Below are 18210 nucleotides of genomic sequence, written 5' to 3' on the forward strand. Positions count from 1 at the left end.
GCGCCGAGCCAACAAACACTTATGACCGCCGAAACGACACCGAGAACATGTCTGTCCCCGATCGATCGAACCGAATGCAGGGAATCGCCGGCGGCGCGGCGGGCGGTGCCGTCGCGTACGTCCTCGGCTATCTGGTCGTATACGTGACGCAGGGCGACCGGATCGAGGAGGGGCTCTCGGGGATCAACTTCTTCGCCGACCTGTTCGGCGGTGACCCGATCTCCACGTGGCAGGCCGCGGGATGGATGTTCTACAACGCCCACTTCGTCGACGTCAACGCCCCCTCACTGATCGGCGGCGCGCAGTCGGCGAACCTCCTCTCACAGGGCGAGGCCGGGTCGTTTCTGTTCCTCGTCCCGCCGCTCCTGCTCGTCGTCGCCGGCGTCGTCGCCGGTCGAACCGCCGGCGTGACGGAGGCGGTCGACGGCGCACAGGCCGGTGCGTTCGTCCTCGCCGGGTACCTCCCGCTCGCCGTGATCGGCGCGTTCCTGTTCCGGTATTCGGTGGGCGACGGGACCGTGGCGCCCGACCTCGTCACCGCAGTGCTGCTCGCCGGCGCCGTCTACCCGGCGGTCTTCGGCGCGATCGGCGGGGCGGCCTCGTCGCTGCTGAGCGACTGAGCCGGCGAAATCGATTCCTCGAAGCGGCCTCAGTACTCGGCGTCCTCGGGATCGATCCGGTCGCCGTACTCCCGTGCGGGGTCGACGGGCCGGCCCTCGTCCGTCTCGGGCGCGACGTAGTCGATGAACGCCTCGACGTCCGGCTCTCGGACACGGACTTCGACGTCTATCTCGCCGAGTTCGTCCGGCTCTCCGACCGCGAAGTTGACGACGCCCTCGAACGCCGCCTGCTTCTTCAGCGAGAAGTCGAACCCATCGTCGGTGCTGTTCCGTAAGAACACGCGCCGGGCGGTGTCGAGGATCTCCTGCTCGTGGAGCACGTCGGAGAAGGCGTCTAAGGTGTGCGCCTCGGCGATGAGCCGGCCGTCCTCGTGGATCGGCTCCGCGTCCGGGAACACGTTCCGAACCGCGTCGGCGACCCGGTCGGTCACCTCGGTGTCGCGGACGGGCGCCTCGATCCGCACGTCGACGCTGTAGATCACGAGCCGTCACCTCCGGGGTTCGCGGCCGCGGGATCGGGGTCGGTCGCGGCGTCGCCGTCGGTCGCGGCGTCGTCGTCGCCGCTCCTCCCGTCCTCCGCGACGCCGAGCACCTCCCGGACGCGGCGCCGGAACTCGTTGAGCGTCCCGGTGTTGTCGATCTCGACATCGGCCCGTTCGAGGGTCTCGCCGAGGCCGAGTTCGATCTCGCGGTCGTCGCGCTCGCGGAGCGCCTCCAAGTCGGAGTCGGAGTCGTCGCGGCCGCGGTCGTCGAGCCGCTCGGCGCGGAGCTCGAAGGGGGCGCGGACCGCCACGAGCGTGAAGTCGTTGCCGAACGCCTCCCGGAAGCGCTCCAGTTCGACGGTCGAGCGGAGCCCGTCGACGAGGACGGTGTCGCGCTCGCTTTCGGCGGCCGCCTCCCGGATCCGCGGGAGCGTCCGGGCGGCGATCGCGTCGTCGCCTTCCTCCTCGCGGAGCGCGCCCGCGATCCGACCGTGGTGTTCGGCCGGGTCGAGCCCGCGTCGGCGGCACTCCGCCCGGATCACGTCGCCCATGACGACGACCGGGATCCCCGCCTCCTCGGCCACGTTCGCCGCCTCCCCCTTCCCGCTGCCGGGGAGGCCGACGGTTCCGATAACGTTCATTGGCGGCGAGTAGTCCCGTCGCAGACTTAGGTCTGCTGTTGAGGCGTGGAGCGATATCGGCGCGAACCGTCGGCGTTTTTGGCGCTGGGTGTGAGACCTTCGAGTGAGGGCACATAGCTCAGCCCGGATAGAGCGTCGGACTTCTAATCCGACGGTCGTGGGTTCGAATCCCACTGTGCCCGTTCGTTCGCAGTGTGATAAGTGGTGTCCGTCACACAATACTACAGCCCTTCCGAGTCACTGGCCAACCGTATGCAGCCCTCCAGACGCGGTCTCCTCGGTCGCGGGGGCGTCGCCGCCGCGGTCGCCGGCTGTACCGACGCCCTCGCCGACGGAGCTATCGACGGCGAGTGGGGCGATTTCGGACCGGTCGATTCCGGGTCCGCCTGAGAAGCCTCCCGGCGCGGTCAGAACCTCCCGGCTCAGTCCGCCACGCTCGGCGTTCCGAGGTACTCCTCGTTGATCTCGTACTCGCCGTCGTCGTTCTCGATCAGGTACTCGCCGTAGTAGGGCACCCGATTAGCTACCACGGCCTCGAACGTCTCCGCGATCTCCTCCCGAGTCATCTCGCCCATCGACCGGAGGTCGTCGTTGCGGTTGAGACACCCCTTCAGGTACCCCTCGTGGGTGACGCGGACGCGGCCGCAGTTGGCGCAGAAGTCCTCGTTCTCGACGGGATCGACGATCTCGACCATGCCGTCGGTGTCGTCGTCGCCGTCCTCGCCCACGAAGTAGCGCTTCCGGTCGTGCATCTCGCGGCGCTCGACGCGGTCGGCCTTCTCGGCGAGCCAGTCGTGGACGCGCCCGATGTCGACGTTCCACTCCGGCTTCCCGGTCAGCTCCGGCATGTACTGGATGAGCTGGAGCTGGAGCCCCTCGTTGTCGGCGACGTGCTCGACCATCTCCTCGACGTAGCCCGCGGTGTGCGTGAACACGACCATGTTGAGCTTCACGGGATCGAGTCCGGCGTCGACGGCGGCCTTGACGCCCTCAAGCACGCGCTCGTAGGCGCCGGACTTGGTCACCTCGGCGAAGTCGTCCGGATCGAGCGCGTCCTGCGAGACGTTCACCCGGTCCAGTCCGGCGGCCTTCAGGTCCTCGGCGCGTCCGGGGAGGAAGGTCCCGTTCGTCGTCAGCGACACCTCCATCGAGTCGGGCGTGCGTTCGACGATCTCTTCGAGGTCCTGTCGGAGCATGGGCTCGCCGCCGGTGAACTTCACCGAGTCGACGCCGTACCCCTCGACGACCTCCAGGAAGCGGACCACGTCGTCGGCGCTCATCTCGTCGTCGCTCGGCTCCATCGGCCCCCGCGTGTCGCCTAACCCCTCGTTGTGACAGTAGACGCAGTCGAAGTTACACCGGTCGGTGAGCGAGATCCGAACCCCCGTCACCTCCCGTCCGAAGTCGTCCGCGAGTGGGCCGGCCATGTCCGATCGGAACCGCCGCGTTTGCTTAAACATCTGGGTCGATCGTGCGGGAGCGTAACGTGGAGCGGTTACGTCTCGCCGAGCACGTTCGCACCTTCAGTCACGTCACGCCTGGTCGGCCACGACCGTCCCCTCGGTCTCCACCTCCCACTCCTCACCGGCGTACGCCATCTCCCAGAACGCGAGTTCGAGGCGGGCGCTCGTGAGGAACGCCTCGCGCATCGCGTCTCGGTGGCCGGGGTGTGACGCCGCGTAGTCGTCGAGGAGGTCGCGCATCGACGCGGTCTCCGCGCGGAACTCGTCGCTCGTGTACGTCTCGATGAACGGTGTGTATCGGTGCTCTCCGTCCGCGATCTCCGCCATGTGGTCCGCCACGTCGAGGTACCCCTGCATGCAGGGGAACAGCGCCGCGACCGCGACCGGAACGGGGCGCTCGTGCGCCGTGCGAACGAGGTAGCTCGTGTACGCCTCGCAGGTCGGGCGCTTCCGGACGGCGGACAGGTCCTCGGGGTCGACCCCGTACTCGCCGGCGAACGACCGGTGGAGGTCGAGCTCCTCGTTCAACACGGCGTCGGCCCCGCCGAGGAGCGTCGCCATCGCCGCCTCGTCTCGCGCCTTCGCGCCCGCCACAGCGTACGTGCGGGCGTAGTCAGAGAGGTACCGGTAGTCCTGTTCGAGCCACCGCCGGAACGCCGCCTCGTCGAGGTCGCCGGCGGCCAGTTCGCGCACGAACGGATGCTCGAACTGGGCCGCCCAGATGTCTGCCCCCGCTTCCAAGAGGTCGTCGCTGAACGCCATGGGCGAGCCCTCGATACGCCGAGATATAACTTTGTTGTATTACTAGTTAATAACTATCTGTGATACCGATTCGGAGCCCGTCGCTGGCGATCTCGACGTCGCCGTCGAACCCGGCGTCCCGGACGCTCTGCGCCATCTCTCGCTCGCGGCCCCCAGTGTGCGGGTACAGGTGCGAGCACAGCAGCGTGTCGACGTCGACGCCCGCGAGCGACTCGCCGAGTTGCGTGGGGTTCGGGTGGTTCGACACGTCGGTGCCGTCCGGGAACGAGCAGTCGTGGACCAAGAGGTTGCTCCCGTCCGCGAACGACGCCATGCCCGCGAACGCCTCCGTGTCCCCCGAGAGCGTGAGCGGCCCCTCCGTGGGGTCGACGTCCGCGCTCGGCGGCGAGAACCGGTAGGCGAACCCGTCCATCGAGTGGCGCGTCTCGCGAGCGGTCACGTCGAACCCGGCGGCGGCGAAGGGGCGCGCCGCCGACACCTCCCGGACCGCCAGATCGATCCGCCCGTCGAGGTACTCGTGGACGTCGAGGAGGCCGTCGAGGAGCGACTTGGTCCCCGCGGGGCCGACGACCTCCAAGTGCTCCTCGCCGGCGAGCCACCGGGCCTTTATCAGAGGGAGGAGCGCCGCGACGTGGTCGAGGTGGTGGTGGGTCAGGAGGACGGTCGAGACTCCCTCGTAGCCGGTTTCGGTACCGGCGAGCCGCTGGAGGACGCCGCTGCCGCAGTCGACGAGCAGGGACCGGTCGCCGTCGTCGAGGAGGTAGCCGGCCTGCGCGCGGTCCGGGACCGGCATGGCGCTGCCGGACCCGAGGACGGTGAGTTCCATGCTCGTGTGTCCGTGCGCCCAGTCACCTAACTCGGTCGGACCGCGACCCCCAACCGGACCGCGAGACGACTCGATCGGCTCCGGGACGACCGGTCGCGACGCTTCCGACTGCGACACTCCCGAGCGCGAACTTCCGACCCGCCGCAGTCATGGAGATTTCCGACCTGATAATCGGGGAAGAGGACTCATAAACCGGATCCGGATAACCCGGACATGAGCAGTCAGGGAACTCATCGCAACGGCGAGCGCGGCGTCGACGACGACGTCCGAGCGACCGTCGACGGCGGCGAACTGCTGAACGAACTCGGAATTGACGCGGCGGAGATCGAACGCCGGAAGCGCTACACTCAGTTCGACGAGCGCGACGCCGCCCGGCTCTCGTCTATCGCGGACGATGTCGACGCAGTCGCGGACGACATCGTCGACGACTTCTACGACCACATCGACTCCGACCCGGAGGTCCGCCCGGTGCTCGACCGGTCCTCGCTCCCCATGCCCGCGCTCGTCGCCGGCCAGCGCCGGTACCTCACCGGGCTGGTGGGCGGCGACTACGGCCGGGAGTACTTCGCCGACCGGGCGCGCGTGGGACGGCTCCACGACCTGCTCGGGCTCGAGCCCGACGCGTACCTCGGGCAGTACTCGGTGTACTACGAGGGGCTCTTCGACGTGCTGGCCGACCGGGCGACCGGCGGGACCGCCGGGCACGGATCCGCCGCCGACGGTTCCGAGGACGGGGCGACCGCCGACGCCGCCGAGGCGGTCGAGCAGTTCCGGGAGGAGGCGCTGTCGGTACTCAAGGCGTTCCTCCTCGACCAACAGCTCGCGATCGACACGTACGTGGCCTCGTACGTCGCGGAGGCGGAACGCGAGACCCGCCGCCAGCGGGAGCTCTCACGGCGCGTCGCCGAGCGGATCGGCGAGCCGGCGACGGCGCTCCGCGAGACCACCGCGGCGGTCGCCGAGGAGAGCGATCGGATCGACGACCTCGCCGGCCGGCAGTCGGACCGGATGGACGACCTCTCGCGCGAGGCCAACGAGATGACCGCGACCGTCGAAGAGGTCGCGGCGACCGCCGACGAGGTGGCCGCGACCAGCGACGACGCCGCCGCTCTGGCGGCCGAGGGCGTCGACGCCGCGGGCGACGCCGCGGAGACCATGGAAGCGATCCGCGAGGCCACCGATGCCGTCCGCGAGGAGATGGCCGACCTGCAAGAGCAGGTCGACGAGATACGGGGCGTCACCGACGTGATCGGCGACGTGGCCGAGCAGACGAACTTGCTCGCGCTGAACGCCTCCATCGAGGCCGCCCGCGCCGGCGAGGCCGGATCTGGGTTCGAAGTCGTCGCCGACGAGGTGAAGTCGCTCGCGCAGGACGCCAGTGACCACGCCGCCGACATCGAGGACACGGTCGAAGAAGTGGCCGACAGCGGCGAGTCGACGCTCGACGAGCTCGAACGCGTCGCCGACCAGGTCGCGGAGGGGACGGGGCAGGTCGACGAAGCGGTCGAGCGGCTGGAGGCGATCGAGGGCGCGGTCGTCGACGCCTCCGACGGGATCGCCGAGGTGTCGGACGCGATGGACTCGCAGGCGACCTCCGTCGAGGAGGTGGCCGCCATGGTCGACGACTCGGCCGACTCGGCGGAGACAATCGCTGAGAGCGCGAGCGAGATCGCGGGCGCGACAGACCGACAGCGCGAGCGCGTCGACGAGATCGCCGACTCCGCGGCTGAACTGACGGAGTAGGTACCCGTCCGCGCCGCCGAGGCGGGACCGCGCTCGGGCTATCGAACGGCTGCTTGATCAGGACTATCGAACGGCTACTTGATCAGGAACACCGGAACGCTCGCGTCGTCGGCCACGCGGTCGGAGACGCTCCCGAGCGACCGGATCCGCTCGCGGGGCGACTTCCCCTCGGGGCTCATCACGATCACGTCGATCCCGTGCTCGTCGGCGTAGTCGACGATCTCCGTGTCCGGGGTCCCCGCCACGACGTGGGTCTCGACGTCGACGCCCGCCTCCTCGGCGCGGTCGGCGACCGCACCGACCGCCGCCTCCCCCTGCGATTCGAGGTCGGCGACGACCTCGTCGTGGAGCTCCCCGGAGCTCGCGGTGGCGATGCGTCGGTCGACGACGTACAGCGCGTGAATCGTCGCGTCGTGGTCGCTCGCCAGCCGGATCGCGTGTTCGAGCGCGCGGTCGACCGCCTCGCTCCCGTCGGTCGGCACCAGTAGGTCGTCGTACATGGTCGATCGTTCGGTCCGGTGTTAAATAACGGTACGGCCTCTCGGTCGCTCGGTGGGAACGCGGGACCGCGGGACGCTCTCCTCTCCCCGTCGCTCCCGTTCGGCGGCGCGTCGACTGGTGCCATCCGGCTGCGTCCGGCGGCGTGGCACTCCCTCTCGCGCAAGCGAACGGTTTTTGCGTCGACCGACTGGAGGAGACGTATGGACGAGGACACCCCCCGAACGGACGGCGGGACCGAGCGCGCGGAACCGACCGAGGACGTCGCGCTCGACCCGTGGGGGTCGGCGTCGGTCGGCGACTACGCGGACCTGTTCGAGGAGTTCGGCATCGAGGCGTTCGACGACGTCGCCGACGACGTGGTCGACCCGCATTACCTGATGCGCCGCGGCGTCATCTTCGGACACCGCGAGTACGACGCGGTCGCCGAGGCGATGGCGAACGACGAGCCGTTCGCCGCGCTCTCCGGCTTTATGCCCACCGGCGACCCCCACATCGGCCACAAGCTCGTGTTCGACGAGATCATCTGGCACCAGCGGCAGGGCGGCGACGCGTTCGGCCTGATCGCCGACCTGGAGGCCCACTCCGCCCGGGGGATGTCGTGGGACGAGATCGACGAGCACGCGCGCAACTACCTCTTGAGCCTCCTCGCGCTCGGCTTCGACGCCGAGGACGGAGAGATCTACCGCCAGTCGGACAACCGCGAGGTGCAGGACCTGGGGTTCGAACTCGGGTCGAAGGCGAACTTCTCGGAGTTCGAGGCGATCTACGGGTTCGACGGCGAGACCAATATCTCGCACATGCAGAGCGTGATCACCCAGACCGCGGACATCCTCTACCCGCAGCTCGTCGACGAGCCGAAGCCCACCGTCATCCCCGTCGGCCCGGACCAGGACCCCCACGTCCGGCTGACGCGCGACCTGGCGACCCGCGTGCGCTACTTCAAGGTGACCGAGGCGTTCGCCTCCTTCGAGCTCGACGACGACGAGCGTCAGCTCGTCCGGGCCGCCTACGACGCGCTCGCGGGCGGGGGCGACGGGAGTGACGACAGCGACGGCGACGCAGACGCCGACGTGCGCTGCGAGGACGCCGCCGCGTGGCTCGCCGACTACGAGCCACCGGAGACGGAGTCTGAGGCCGTCGACCTCGCCGCCGCCAAAACCACCGCCCTCGACAAGCTCCGCGCGGGCGGCAAGGAGCCGCTCCGCCCCCGCGTGCGCTTCTTCGACCGCAACGCCACCGAGGAGGCGTTCGAGGCGCTGATCGGGGCCGTCGACGGCGAGAAGCGCGTGTTCGAGGGCCACGTCGACGCCTTCGACCTCACTCGCGGCGAGGCCGAGTCGGTCGCCCGCGAAGTCGAGATCGACCACGACGGGTTCGGCTTCCGCCAGCCCTCCTCGATCTACCACCGCTTCATGACCGGGCTCACCGGCGGGAAGATGTCCTCGTCGATCCCGGCGAGCCACATCTCGCTGCTCGACGACCCCGAGGACGGCTACGACAAGGTCCGGGCGGCGACGACCGGCGGGCGCGACACCGCCGAGGAGCAGCGCGAACTCGGCGGCGAGGCCGACGAGTGCCCGGTCTACGAGCTGTACGCCTACCTGCTCGCGGGCGACGACGACGAGCTGACCAAGACCGTTTACTCCGAGTGCGTCAACGGCGAGCGCCTCTGCGGCGGCTGTAAGGAGCAGGCGGCCGAACTGATGCGGGAGTTCCTCGAGGACCACCAGGAGAAGCGCGCGGAAGCCGAGGAGCTGCTCGACGACCTCGACATCGACCTGGACTCCGACCGGCGCGGGACGGGCGGCGAGCACTGAGGCGGCTCGCCAAGCGTCGCTTCCGGAGCGCTACAGCTCGTCTTTTAAGTAGGCCCCGAGAACGCCGCCGAGCGCGCTCAGCGCCACGGTGTATCCGACGGCGATCGCCACGATCGCGAGCACGAGCAGGCCGCCTCCGATCGCGACGCCAAGGTCACCGCCGAACGAGAAGACGGCCAGAGCGAAGACGACGATAGCGGCGAGCGGGAGCGACGCGATCAGTCCGGAGAGCGCACCGACCCGGAGCCCGTCGCCGGTCTCGCCGCCTTCGAGGTACGCCGCGAGCGCGCCGCCGAGGACCGGGGAGATCCCGGTGAAGGAGAGGCCGATCGTCGCGACCGCACCGATAGCCGCGTTGAGGAGGCTGTTGTCGGTGTTCACGACTCGACGGTTTCCCGGCACCGACATACGTCTTGCGGGGAGCGTCGACCGGAGACCGCACATCGGTCTCGTCTCGGACGCGCCGCCCGAGCCGATAGTTTATGGGGCGGGCGGTACCTGTCACGGGTATGACCGAGCAGGAGGCGATCCACGTCGCGGACGTCAGCGAGGGGATCGGGGGCGACGCGACGGCGGAACCGGGGTCGCCGGTGGAGCTCCCGGTCGTCGACGTGCTCACCGGCCGATCCTTTATCACCGGCAAAAGCGGATCCGGCAAGAGCAACACGGCGTCGGTCGTCATCGAGAACCTCCTCGACAACGGGTTCCCCGTGATGATCGTCGACACCGACGGGGAGTACTACGGCCTCAAGGAGGAGTACGAGATCCTCCACGCCGGCGCCGACGACGAGTGCGACATCGTCGTCTCTCCGGAACACGCGGAGAAGCTCGCCAATCTGGCCTTGGAACAGAACGTCCCGATCATCCTCGACGTCTCCGGCTACCTGGAGGAGGAGACGGCCAACGAGCTGCTCTTGGAGGTCGTCAAACAGCTGTTCGCGAAGGAGAAGCGCCTCAAGAAGCCGTTCCTGCTCGTCGTCGAGGAGTGCCACGAGTACATCCCCGAGGGCGGCGGGATGGACGAGACGGGGAAGATGCTGATCAAGGTCGGCAAGCGCGGCCGGAAACACGGCCTCGGAATCGTCGGGATCAGCCAGCGCCCGGCCGACGTGAAGAAGGACTTCATCACCCAGTGCGACTGGCTCTGCTGGCACCGGCTCACGTGGGACAACGACACGAAGGTCGTCGGGCGGATCCTCGGCTCGAAGTACGCCAGCGCCGTCGAGGATCTCGGCGACGGCGAGGCCTTCCTGATGACCGACTGGGACGAGTCGATCCGCCGGATCCAGTTCCACCGCAAGGAGACGTTCGACGCGGGCGCGACGCCCGGCCTCGACGACTTCGAGCGCCCGGAGCTCAAGTCGGTCTCCAGCGACCTCGTGGGCGAGCTCCAGTCGATCTCCGACGAGAAGGAGCGCCGCGAGTCCGAGATCGCCGACCTCCGGCAGGAGCTCGAGAAGAAGGATAAACGGATCGCCGACCTCGAACGCGAGCTGGAGGAGGCGCGCGACTTGAGCAACATGGCCGACCAGTTCGCGCAGGCGCTCCTCGGGAAGGCCGAGGCGCCCTACCGCGGCGGAAGCGGGCAGTCCACAGCCGCCGGCCGAGAAGGCGGCGACGGCGGGGACCGGGACCAGTCCGTGCTCAAATCCTACGACGAGGCGGTCGCCGCGACCGAGGCTGGCGATGGGGACGCGACCGAACCGGAGACCTCGGACGCCGGCGGGGACATCGAGGTCGATGGGGACGCGGACGCCGTCACGAGAGGGGGCGACGCCGACTCCTCGATCGAGGACGCCCCGAACGACGACCCTCCCGTCGACGACGTCGACCCGGTCACGCGCGCCGACGTGGCCGAGAGCGCGCTTCGGTTCGACGACGCGGTCGAACTCGGTACCCGCGAGGCCGTCATCGAGGAGCTCCGAAGCCGGATCGAGGCGCTCCCGGAACTCTCGCAGGGGATGCTCCGACACTACCGCCGCGAGGGCGTCAGCGACCCCGTCGCCGCCCACATCGACGCCGGGGGTGACGGCGACTCCGGCCACGCGTACAGCCGCCACCGCCCGATCCGGCGGGCGGGGCTCATCCGCCACGCCGGTCGGGGCCACTACGCCTACGCCGTTCCCGACCTGATCCGCGAGGCGTACGCCGACCGGCTCGACGAGGAGAGCGTCCGCGAGATCGTCCGCGCGGTCGAGACCGCGTTCGTCCCGCCGGCCGAGCGGAGCTACCCGCCGGACGCCGATCCCGCGACGGTCACCGGAGGTGATGTCGCCGACGGCGACGACCGCACCGACGGGGAGGCCGACACGCCCGACGCGGACTCGATCCTCGACGGTCTCGTGGAGAATTCGGAGCGGGCGGACGGCGAAGGGAGCGAGGGCGACGCGGACGGAGAGCCCGCCGCGAGCGCTGAGGGGGACCGGAGCGGGCCGGGACTCAGCGAGACTGCGCGTCGGCTCGCCGAGCGCGGGTCGATCCGCGACGAGTGAGGCTGTCGCCGCCGCATAAACTCACCAGTTACCGGGGATCAGTCGAGAGAGAACCGCACGGAGCGTAACGCGGGGAGAATGCTGCACGGTCGACTCCGTCTGCTCGGCGAGCTGTTGATTCTTCCTGGCGAGGAGGCGTTCGTACCGCTCGGTAACGTGTTTCAGGCGCTTCTCGGTCTGTTCGAGCTCCGCTTCGAGCGCGCCGATCTCCACTTCGAGCCGTCGGATCTCGCAGTGCGCGTCGACGGTCCGATCCGGATGGGCGGAGCGTTCGGTCCCGGTGGGCCGTCGATCCGCGTCGCCGCCCGACGCGCTCGGCGTCGTTCGATCGGCCCGCCGCTCGTTCCAGTTCCACTCGTCTTGGCCGTTCACGCTCTCTACGGGGAGGTCGGAGATCATGGGACTAGATACCAAAGACCACGGCAACCCACATAAAATCCAGTCAGACGGGTGTCATGCTCGCGTCCGATCGGGTCTCTTCTCCGAGCGAAAAGAAGTTACATATGAATATGATATGAACACTCATGAGCCAGGGCGAAGAACGTAAGGTCGGTGAACGGGGGCAAGTCACCCTCCCGAAAGGACTGAGAGAGAAACTGGGTATCCGCGGCGGAGACGAGGTACTGGTTCACGAAGAGGACGGGAAAATCACCATCGAAAAACCGCTGTCCCGTGAGGAACTCGCTGAGGGGTACCGACGACGCGCAGCAGAATCCGAAGCCCTCGCGGAGGAGATGGACGGTGTGTCTCGCGAGGCCGACGAGTACCTCGGTGATGTTCCCGAGTGGTAATCGATGGACGTTCGCCGCGGAGACATCGTCATCGTCGAGCTTGACCCGACGGAGGGGTCCGAGCAACGAGGAACACGACCATGTCTAGTCGTGCAAAACAACGTTGGGAACGAGAACGCGCCGACGACCATCGTCGTCCCGTTTACGACCTCGCGAGGAGACGAACTGTACCCGTTCGAGGTACTCGTCTCGGCTGCCGAGTCTCCGCTCCGAGAGGACTCGGTCGCTCTCTGTAGTCAGATTCGCACGGTGTCCATCGAGCATCGTATTAATACCAGTCTCGGCTCAGTGCCGGCGTCCCGTATGGAGGAAGTCGACGAGGCACTCGAATACAGCCTCGGTCTGAGGGAACTCTAGCGACTCTCCCGTTGCTCCACCTTGTTCAAGTCGCTGAAATCCATAATGGATTCTTGGGAAATAGTGTCCAACCACACGCCCAATACGATAGAAGTCAGGATACAGAGGGTGTATATCCGTGCCATATTTAAATGAGGTGCCCTGCTATACGGAGAGTCGGTCCGATCGGCTATCGCGTGTCTAACGAGTCGATCACTTCGGATCGGGTTGCTCGTTATCGCGTTGCTGTCGAAGCGTGGACTGCGCCCGCTCGACGTAGGTGTTTGACGACCAACTGCGAGCGTCACTCATCTCGGCCAAGAACTCGTCGGCAGCGTCAGGCGAGATCGCGTCGTTGCGAACCAGCGCGGTGAGGAGGATGGGCGTCGTGACGAGGCGGGTCTCGGCTAGCGAGGCGTGGACGAGCGCAAGTCGATTGAACTCGTCACAGAGCAGTTGCACGGCGTCGATATCGTTCGCCAGCGTGACCGCCGCGTTCTCGCCATCGTCCAAGGGGAACGTCTCGTCCAGTTCGGTGGAACGAGTCTCGAACGCAGAGCGACGGTCGAGAACAGCCTGTGCCGCCTCACCGGATGCGTCGTCGTAGGACGCCGTCTCGGTGAGTTCGTCGACGACCTGCTCTGGGACGACCGCGGTGTGCGAATCGAGGAGAAGGTCGAGTGGATTCGGTGGGGTGCCCGCCACCGTCCCGAGGCTTACGAGAGCCGACGTGTCGGCGACTATCAGAACCATCTACGAGTCGGCCAGCTCCTCCGCAACCTCGTCCACGAATTTGTCGGTCAGTTGCTCTTTCAGCAGTCGGAAGTTGGCGGCCTCCTCGTGCCCGACGAGGTCTTTCAGTTCCTCGAAGGTGATGTCGTCGTCGTAGAAGGCCTCCGCGATCTCCTGTTTCACCTCGTCGGAGTGCGCGGCGTCCCGCAGGTAGTCCCGAAGCGCGGAGATGAGGATGTCCGTCCGATCCGTCTCGAACACCGCAGCGAGCGCGTCGGCTCGGTCTACCAGCCCCCTCGGTGCACGGAACTGGACGCGCTTTTTCTTTGACCCGGAACCCATGTGTGTACATTGTGAGTGCGGGGACAAAACGATTTCCCTCTTGTCCCTACCACCTCCTTCGGAGCCACCGAAACCGGAGATGGTGTTTTTCACCGAGCCTGGATCGAAAGAGCAGCTATCGGAAGATTATTTTGAGGGCTAAACGGGGCCTATACGGCTTTTAATGCCGAATTTCGAGCTATCGGCTCTCCCGCTGTTCCACCTTGTTCAGTTCGATCAGCAGCCGGAAGATCGCTTTCACGAGGTTGGCGTCGACGTCGAACTGCTCGGCGTTCTCGCCGGCCCGTTCCATCACGCGCTCCTCCTGTCCCTCGTCGGTCGTCGGGAGGTCGCGCTCGTCTTTCACGGCCGCGACTGTGTCGGCGACGTAGGTTCGACGGGCGATCAGTTCCACAATCTCGCGGTCGATGTCCTCGATCTCGCGTCGCAGTTCGTCGAGGCTTCGGTCCTCGGAGTTCGGTGTATCACTCATTGGTAGGTAGTGGGATCACTCGACGGCCGCACCGTCGTTTCTCGTCGTCGTTCGGCGTAGCGTTCCGGGCCGGTCGCCCCACGCGTCGGCGACCGGATCGAGGTCCGTCTCGGGGTCGTCGGGGTCCGCGACGGCGACGACGCTCGGACCGGTGCCCGACAGCGACACCCCGGTCGCGTGCGGCATCGCCTCGACCGCGGGGTCGGCGTCGAAGCCGAGCGCGGCGGAGAAGGCGAGCCCGTTGACGGTCATCGCCTCCGCGTACCGACCGCCGAGCGCGAGGTCGGCGACCAGGTCCGCCATCGGCGCGACGGCCTCGCAGCGGGCCACGTCCGCGTCCGCGCTGTAGGCGCGCTCGGGGGGCGTCCAGACGAGGACGCCCCAGTCGACGGCCTCGCGCGAGCGCAGTTCGTCGGCGCCGTTGTCGGTGACGGTGACGCCGCCGAGCATCGAGGCGGTGGCGTCGTCGAACGCCCCCGTGACCGTGACGCCCGCGTCGCGCGCCGCCCGGACGCCGAGCCGACAGGCGTCGAGACGGGTGAGGTCGATCGCGGGGTCGTCCGGGTCGTCGCCGACCGTCAGCCCGAGCGCGTCGCAGGTCGCGAGCACCGTCGCGTTGGCGGCCGCACTGGAGCTTTTGAGGCCGGCCGCGAGAGGCACGTCGCTGTCGGTTCGGACGGTGCCGCCCTCGCCGTCGCCCCAGCGCTCGGTCGCGAGCGAGACGCAGCGCTCGATCAGGGCGGTGTCGGCCTCGGAGTCTTCGGCGATCGAGCCGCGCACGCCGTCGGCGTCCGGGTCGATCGCCACCGTCGCGCGCGTCTCGACGTCGATGCCGAAGGCCGCGCCGGTGCCTGTCGCGAGCGCGTTCAACACGGTTCCGGCGCCGAGCGCCGCTGCCCGTCCCTCCATGCACTCACGGCTCGCGAGCGAGGACAAAGAGGTAGCGATTACGGCGAGTGTCTCGCGGCGGTCGAGGGACGGGGCGGCGTGGAGCGCCCCCGACTCAGACCGGCTCCGCGCGCCGGACCGCGGCGTCGACCTCGTACCAGTCCGGGTCGGCTCGGGCTCGGGTCTCCCGGCTCCGGAACGCGATTTCGACCGTGAACCGTTCGGTCCCGTCGGCGAACCGGTCGCCGGACGAGTATCTCTCGCGCGAGTACGCGTAGCCGACCGCCTCCCGCTCGCTGGAGTTCGGGCGGGTCGCGTAGGCGTCGACGCGGAAGAGGACCGTACCGTACGTGAACCGCCCGGCGTTTTCGACGGTGAGTCGCGCCTCAACTGTCGTCTCGTAGCCGCCGTCGGTCACGCCGAGCACGTCGACGTTCGTGACCACGAGGCCGGAGCCGTCGGGGCCGACCTCTTCCGGGGGGCTCTCGTCGTCCGCCTGCTCGACGGCGGATTCGCCCCCCTCCGAGAGGGAGTCGCCGTCGCCACCCGTGTCGCTTCCGGTGTCGCCCGCGGCAGTCCCGGTCTCGTCTCCGGCTTCCCCCGCGTCCTCGCTCGACTCCACGAGACAGCCGGCGAGCAGGCCGGGAACTGCGGCGGCCAGCAGGCGTCGACGGCGGAGCGAGGGCGTCATGACGACCCCCACGTCGTCGAGCGCCCTAAATGTGAAGGAGAACGCCGGGACGTCCCGCGGTCGAGACCGGCGAACGTTCGAGTCGACGTGGTCATCCCGTCACCGACCCGAGCACGCCGGTCACCGCGCCGACGACGGCGGCGACGACCGCGGTCGTGAGTATCGATCCGAACGCGTCCGCGATCCCGTGAGCCTGCGTCGCCGCCTCTCCCTGCGACGCGACGATGAGGACGACGACAACGAGTCCGTACGCCAGCGCGCCGAGCCCGCCTCCGAGCCCGCAGGTCGCGGCCGCCTCCTGTGCGTCGTACGCCCGCGACCCGACGAGGACGCCGAGCACGCCCGCGAGCAGAGGCGCGAAGAGCAGGGCGGTGGCGGTGACGGCGAGGTACGACTGCGCGACGAACACCGGACCGAAGCGCGCGGTCTCGCCGGTGGCCGCCGTGGCGAGCGCCGCCTCCGCCCACCCGGTGGCGGCGGCAGCGACGAGACCGACCCCGAGGCCGACGACCGCGAACACCGCCGCCGTGAGACCGACTCCGTTTCCGTTCATCAGACGACCACCCACCCGTCCGCCAGTCGTCCCTGCCAGCCCGTTCGCTCCTCCCACGCGTCGCCCGAGAAGCCGGTCGCGAGCACGAACTCGCCGGCCTGCACCACGTAGCCGTACTGGACGCCGGCGTGCTCGTCATACCCGTACCGCTCGCCCTCGGCCTCGTGGTGGTAGAGGCGGTGCCAGCGGGTCGGCCCCCGATACGCGGGCTCTCGATCGCCTCCGTCGCCCTCGGCGCTTCCGCCCTCTTCGCCGCTCCCGCCGCCTTCGTCGCCGTCCCCCTCGACCGTCGCGTTCCCGGTGAAGTCGGATCCGGCCGCGGTGGCGTCGGGGTCGATCGGCGCGAGCCCCTCGGTCGAGGCGGCGGCGATCGCCTCGCTGAGCCGGTCGCTCGCGGTCGCCGCGTCCGGGTACCGCTGGACGTACACCGGGACGCCGTCGAGCTCGTGAGCCCACCCCTCGAACGTCTGACTCGGGCGGCCGCCGGCTTCGGGGCGGGTCGCGAAGGCGACGAACAGCTCCTCGGTCCGGTCCTCCGAGCGCGGTATCGGCCCCAGGCGCGCGCGCAGTTCCTCGCGGCGGGCCGCCCCGAACGCGCTCCCGTAGATCTGCGGGATCCGGTCGCGGTCGTGCTCCTCGTCGTCGTACGGCTCGTGCGCGAACGCCGAGAAGCGGCGGCTCGCGAGCCCGATCTCCACGAAGGTCCCGCCGCGGATCCGCCGGCGGTCCTCGTCGCCGCCGTCCGGGAGCGGGTAGAGCAGGCGGTTCAAGAGCCGGTTGTGGATCGGTTCGCGAGAGAACACCTCATCGACGTAGGTGGCCGTGCCGACGGCGGCGAAGCCGCGGCGCATCCGCGAGAGCTCCTCCAGGAAGCGGTCGACGTCGCCGCGGGGGGCGAACGTCCGGAGCTTCCCGACGTGGCGCTCGGTCCGCGAGACGATCCGGGAGCGGGGGTGGAAGTGCGGCTCCAGCGCGCCGGCGGCGGTGTCGGCGGCCTCGCGGCCCGCCTCGTCCAGCCGGTCGGCCATCTCGACGGTCACCGCGTCGGTCTCGTCGGCCGCGTTCCGGACGGCGTCGATCTCGGCGACCACATTTCGGATCGCGCTCCGATACGTCTCGACCGCCGACGGGTACTCGGCCGCGAACCACACGGCGTCGTCGACGACGTTCCGCGTCGCCGCCGCGAGCGCCTCGTTTACGACTTGTCCGGGACCGTCGCCGTCGACCTGCTCGTCGCCCTCGTCGCTTCCGCCGTTAGCGCCGTCGTCTCCGTTGTCCGCGTTCGGCGGGTCCTCGGCGGCCGCGTCGGGGTACTCGACGCCCTCGACGCCGAGACACCCGGAGAGCCCGACGACTGCGGCGGCGCCGACACCCAACAGGCCCCGTCGCGTCCGTTGCATGGGATCCCCTCCCGGCGGAGGGACCTTAAATGTGGTATCCCCGATTCTCGGTTCTGAAGGACCGAGGCGCGGCCGCCGAGCGCGCCCCTTTTGAGGCGCGCGCACCGAACGGCGCGTATGTCAGCACCGTCACGCAGCGACGTTCCCCCCACGTCGATCGGGATCGACCTCCGAGAGGAGGGCGTGGTCGTCGAGTACCTCGACGGCCGGACCACCCTCTACCGCGGCGTCCCGGACGCCGTCGAGGGGTCGGTGACCGCCGGTCCCGGCAAGGAGACGCACGTGCTCGTCACGGACCCGACGGAGACGGAGGGCGTGATGACGTACGTCAACGACTACAACACCGACGACGAGATCCTGGAGGAATCGGGCGTCGGCCGCGTCATGGTCGAGGACGGCGAGCGCGACGAGGTGTTCCCCGGCGTGATCGTCGCGCGGGAGGGCCAGCGCAACGAGGTGATCGCCGACCCCGAGATCGCCGGGGGCCGCGTCTTCGTCTTCGTCGAGGACGGCTGGACCGAGGGGAGCTACGAGATCGTCGAGGCGCCCGAAGACGGGCTCGACGCGCATCGCTAACCCTCGCTAACCCTCGCTAACCCTCGCTAACCCTCGCTAACCCTCGCTAACCCTCGCTAACCCTCGCTAACCCTCGCTAACC

At 68.8% G+C, this 18210-nt stretch carries 23 protein-coding genes and 1 tRNA gene; 9 read left to right on the forward strand and 15 right to left on the reverse strand.

The window, feature by feature from the left end; genetic code table 11:
* The first annotated feature begins 47 nt into the window (after positions 1-47).
* Positions 48-620 (forward strand): hypothetical protein, encoded by a 573-nt coding sequence (locus C471_RS02985; protein ID WP_049908934.1) that lies wholly within the window; start codon positions 48-50, stop codon positions 618-620.
* Between the two features lie 29 nt (positions 621-649).
* On the opposite strand, the gene C471_RS02990 is transcribed toward C471_RS02985, so the two are convergent.
* Positions 650-1102, reverse strand: a complete 453-nt coding sequence (locus tag C471_RS02990) for an RNA-binding domain-containing protein (RefSeq protein ID WP_004046509.1) — start codon at positions 1100-1102, stop codon at positions 650-652.
* Entirely contained in the window at positions 1099-1743 is a 645-nt protein-coding gene (locus C471_RS02995) for an AAA family ATPase (RefSeq protein WP_004046510.1), read from the reverse strand. Before C471_RS02995 ends, C471_RS02990 begins: the two co-directional genes overlap by 4 nt.
* A gap of 107 nt (positions 1744-1850) precedes the next feature.
* On the opposite strand from C471_RS02995, the gene C471_RS03000 reads away from it, so the two are divergent.
* Together C471_RS03000 and C471_RS17335 are read left to right on the forward strand one after the other, a co-directional pair.
* A tRNA-Arg gene (locus C471_RS03000) sits at positions 1851-1925 on the forward strand.
* Positions 1926-1995: 70 nt separating this feature from the next.
* The gene (locus C471_RS17335) at positions 1996-2133 is read left to right on the forward strand and encodes a hypothetical protein (RefSeq protein ID WP_160163120.1); all 138 of its coding nucleotides are present in this window, start codon (positions 1996-1998) and stop codon (positions 2131-2133) included.
* 32 nt (positions 2134-2165) lie between these two features.
* Here the strand turns inward: C471_RS17335 and moaA are convergent, their stop codons facing one another.
* The 3 genes from moaA to C471_RS03015 all read right to left on the reverse strand — a co-directional run bounded on the left by moaA (position 2166) and on the right by C471_RS03015 (position 4794).
* Positions 2166-3170: a GTP 3',8-cyclase MoaA gene (moaA, locus tag C471_RS03005; RefSeq protein WP_004046511.1), complete on the reverse strand. Its 1005-nt coding sequence runs from the start codon at positions 3168-3170 to the stop codon at positions 2166-2168.
* 105 nt (positions 3171-3275) lie between these two features.
* Positions 3276-3968, reverse strand: a complete 693-nt coding sequence (tenA, locus tag C471_RS03010; RefSeq protein ID WP_004046512.1) for a thiaminase II — start codon at positions 3966-3968, stop codon at positions 3276-3278.
* Between the two features lie 46 nt (positions 3969-4014).
* Positions 4015-4794: an MBL fold metallo-hydrolase gene (locus C471_RS03015; RefSeq protein WP_004046513.1), complete on the reverse strand. Its 780-nt coding sequence runs from the start codon at positions 4792-4794 to the stop codon at positions 4015-4017.
* A 213-nt stretch (positions 4795-5007) separates the two neighbouring features.
* Here C471_RS03015 and C471_RS03020 point away from each other — a divergent pair, with 213 nt between their 5' ends.
* A complete protein-coding gene (locus C471_RS03020; RefSeq protein WP_004046514.1) occupies positions 5008-6537 on the forward strand; it encodes a globin-coupled sensor protein in 1530 nt (509 codons plus the stop codon).
* Between the two features lie 74 nt (positions 6538-6611).
* Here C471_RS03020 and C471_RS03025 read toward each other — a convergent pair whose 3' ends face one another.
* Positions 6612-7037: a universal stress protein gene (locus C471_RS03025; protein ID WP_004046515.1), complete on the reverse strand. Its 426-nt coding sequence runs from the start codon at positions 7035-7037 to the stop codon at positions 6612-6614.
* Positions 7038-7238: 201 nt separating this feature from the next.
* Here C471_RS03025 and C471_RS03030 point away from each other — a divergent pair, with 201 nt between their 5' ends.
* Positions 7239-8855, forward strand: a complete 1617-nt coding sequence (locus tag C471_RS03030; protein ID WP_004046516.1) for a tryptophan--tRNA ligase — start codon at positions 7239-7241, stop codon at positions 8853-8855.
* Between the two features lie 30 nt (positions 8856-8885).
* On the opposite strand, the gene C471_RS03035 is transcribed toward C471_RS03030, so the two are convergent.
* Positions 8886-9236, reverse strand: a complete 351-nt coding sequence (locus C471_RS03035) for a DUF5518 domain-containing protein (protein ID WP_049908935.1) — start codon at positions 9234-9236, stop codon at positions 8886-8888.
* Between the two features lie 128 nt (positions 9237-9364).
* On the opposite strand from C471_RS03035, the gene C471_RS03040 reads away from it, so the two are divergent.
* The gene (locus C471_RS03040) at positions 9365-11347 is read left to right on the forward strand and encodes an ATP-binding protein (RefSeq protein ID WP_004046518.1); all 1983 of its coding nucleotides are present in this window, start codon (positions 9365-9367) and stop codon (positions 11345-11347) included.
* Positions 11348-11368: 21 nt separating this feature from the next.
* On the opposite strand, the gene C471_RS03045 is transcribed toward C471_RS03040, so the two are convergent.
* Positions 11369-11746: a hypothetical protein gene (locus C471_RS03045; protein WP_004046519.1), complete on the reverse strand. Its 378-nt coding sequence runs from the start codon at positions 11744-11746 to the stop codon at positions 11369-11371.
* A gap of 125 nt (positions 11747-11871) precedes the next feature.
* Between C471_RS03045 and C471_RS03050 the strand changes: the two genes are divergently transcribed.
* Together C471_RS03050 and C471_RS03055 are read left to right on the forward strand one after the other, a co-directional pair.
* Positions 11872-12138, forward strand: coding sequence for an AbrB/MazE/SpoVT family DNA-binding domain-containing protein (locus C471_RS03050; protein ID WP_004046520.1), 267 nt, complete (start codon positions 11872-11874; stop codon positions 12136-12138).
* A 3-nt stretch (positions 12139-12141) separates the two neighbouring features.
* Positions 12142-12495: a type II toxin-antitoxin system PemK/MazF family toxin gene (locus tag C471_RS03055; protein ID WP_049908936.1), complete on the forward strand. Its 354-nt coding sequence runs from the start codon at positions 12142-12144 to the stop codon at positions 12493-12495.
* A 192-nt stretch (positions 12496-12687) separates the two neighbouring features.
* Here C471_RS03055 and C471_RS03060 read toward each other — a convergent pair whose 3' ends face one another.
* The 7 genes from C471_RS03060 to C471_RS03090 form a co-directional block, all read right to left on the reverse strand.
* Complete coding sequence (locus C471_RS03060) at positions 12688-13227, reverse strand: hypothetical protein (RefSeq protein ID WP_004046522.1); 540 nt, start codon at positions 13225-13227, stop codon at positions 12688-12690.
* Positions 13228-13548, reverse strand: coding sequence for a hypothetical protein (locus tag C471_RS03065; protein ID WP_193366104.1), 321 nt, complete (start codon positions 13546-13548; stop codon positions 13228-13230).
* 178 nt (positions 13549-13726) lie between these two features.
* Complete coding sequence (locus C471_RS03070) at positions 13727-14020, reverse strand: chorismate mutase (protein WP_004046524.1); 294 nt, start codon at positions 14018-14020, stop codon at positions 13727-13729.
* A 15-nt stretch (positions 14021-14035) separates the two neighbouring features.
* Positions 14036-14929 carry a shikimate kinase gene (locus tag C471_RS03075; protein WP_004046525.1) on the reverse strand — a complete coding sequence of 298 codons (894 nt, stop codon included), beginning with the start codon at positions 14927-14929 and terminating at the stop codon, positions 14036-14038.
* Between the two features lie 94 nt (positions 14930-15023).
* A complete protein-coding gene (locus C471_RS03080; protein WP_004046526.1) occupies positions 15024-15599 on the reverse strand; it encodes a hypothetical protein in 576 nt (191 codons plus the stop codon).
* Between the two features lie 91 nt (positions 15600-15690).
* Positions 15691-16152 (reverse strand): hypothetical protein, encoded by a 462-nt coding sequence (locus C471_RS03085; RefSeq protein WP_004046527.1) that lies wholly within the window; start codon positions 16150-16152, stop codon positions 15691-15693.
* The gene (locus C471_RS03090; protein ID WP_049908937.1) at positions 16152-17552 is read right to left on the reverse strand and encodes a hypothetical protein; all 1401 of its coding nucleotides are present in this window, start codon (positions 17550-17552) and stop codon (positions 16152-16154) included. Before C471_RS03090 ends, C471_RS03085 begins: the two co-directional genes overlap by 1 nt.
* Before the next feature lie 117 nt (positions 17553-17669).
* Between C471_RS03090 and C471_RS03095 the strand changes: the two genes are divergently transcribed.
* Positions 17670-18128, forward strand: coding sequence for a DUF5796 family protein (locus C471_RS03095; protein WP_004046529.1), 459 nt, complete (start codon positions 17670-17672; stop codon positions 18126-18128).
* The last annotated feature ends 82 nt before the right edge of the window (positions 18129-18210 follow it).

The organism is Halorubrum saccharovorum DSM 1137 (assembly GCF_000337915.1).
Lineage (GTDB): Archaea > Halobacteriota > Halobacteria > Halobacteriales > Haloferacaceae > Halorubrum > Halorubrum saccharovorum.

Bases quoted from the DNA above. Each gene is read 5' to 3' on its own strand.
- C471_RS02985 (WP_049908934.1), top strand. From the start codon at position 48: ATGTCTGTCCCCGATCGATCGAACCGAATGCAGGGAATCGCCGGCGGC.
- C471_RS02995 (WP_004046510.1), bottom strand. From the start codon at position 1,743: ATGAACGTTATCGGAACCGTCGGCCTCCCCGGCAGCGGGAAGGGGGAG.
- C471_RS17335 (WP_160163120.1), top strand. From the start codon at position 1,996: ATGCAGCCCTCCAGACGCGGTCTCCTCGGTCGCGGGGGCGTCGCCGCC.
- moaA (WP_004046511.1), bottom strand. From the start codon at position 3,170: ATGGCCGGCCCACTCGCGGACGACTTCGGACGGGAGGTGACGGGGGTT.
- tenA (WP_004046512.1), bottom strand. From the start codon at position 3,968: ATGGCGTTCAGCGACGACCTCTTGGAAGCGGGGGCAGACATCTGGGCG.
- C471_RS03015 (WP_004046513.1), bottom strand. From the start codon at position 4,794: ATGGAACTCACCGTCCTCGGGTCCGGCAGCGCCATGCCGGTCCCGGAC.
- C471_RS03020 (WP_004046514.1), top strand. From the start codon at position 5,008: ATGAGCAGTCAGGGAACTCATCGCAACGGCGAGCGCGGCGTCGACGAC.
- C471_RS03025 (WP_004046515.1), bottom strand. From the start codon at position 7,037: ATGTACGACGACCTACTGGTGCCGACCGACGGGAGCGAGGCGGTCGAC.
- C471_RS03030 (WP_004046516.1), top strand. From the start codon at position 7,239: ATGGACGAGGACACCCCCCGAACGGACGGCGGGACCGAGCGCGCGGAA.
- C471_RS03040 (WP_004046518.1), top strand. From the start codon at position 9,365: ATGACCGAGCAGGAGGCGATCCACGTCGCGGACGTCAGCGAGGGGATC.
- C471_RS03045 (WP_004046519.1), bottom strand. From the start codon at position 11,746: ATGATCTCCGACCTCCCCGTAGAGAGCGTGAACGGCCAAGACGAGTGG.
- C471_RS03050 (WP_004046520.1), top strand. From the start codon at position 11,872: ATGAGCCAGGGCGAAGAACGTAAGGTCGGTGAACGGGGGCAAGTCACC.
- C471_RS03055 (WP_049908936.1), top strand. From the start codon at position 12,142: ATGGACGTTCGCCGCGGAGACATCGTCATCGTCGAGCTTGACCCGACG.
- C471_RS03060 (WP_004046522.1), bottom strand. From the start codon at position 13,227: ATGGTTCTGATAGTCGCCGACACGTCGGCTCTCGTAAGCCTCGGGACG.
- C471_RS03065 (WP_193366104.1), bottom strand. From the start codon at position 13,548: ATGGGTTCCGGGTCAAAGAAAAAGCGCGTCCAGTTCCGTGCACCGAGG.
- C471_RS03070 (WP_004046524.1), bottom strand. From the start codon at position 14,020: ATGAGTGATACACCGAACTCCGAGGACCGAAGCCTCGACGAACTGCGA.
- C471_RS03075 (WP_004046525.1), bottom strand. From the start codon at position 14,929: ATGGAGGGACGGGCAGCGGCGCTCGGCGCCGGAACCGTGTTGAACGCG.
- C471_RS03080 (WP_004046526.1), bottom strand. From the start codon at position 15,599: ATGACGCCCTCGCTCCGCCGTCGACGCCTGCTGGCCGCCGCAGTTCCC.
- C471_RS03085 (WP_004046527.1), bottom strand. From the start codon at position 16,152: ATGAACGGAAACGGAGTCGGTCTCACGGCGGCGGTGTTCGCGGTCGTC.
- C471_RS03090 (WP_049908937.1), bottom strand. From the start codon at position 17,552: ATGCAACGGACGCGACGGGGCCTGTTGGGTGTCGGCGCCGCCGCAGTC.
- C471_RS03095 (WP_004046529.1), top strand. From the start codon at position 17,670: ATGTCAGCACCGTCACGCAGCGACGTTCCCCCCACGTCGATCGGGATC.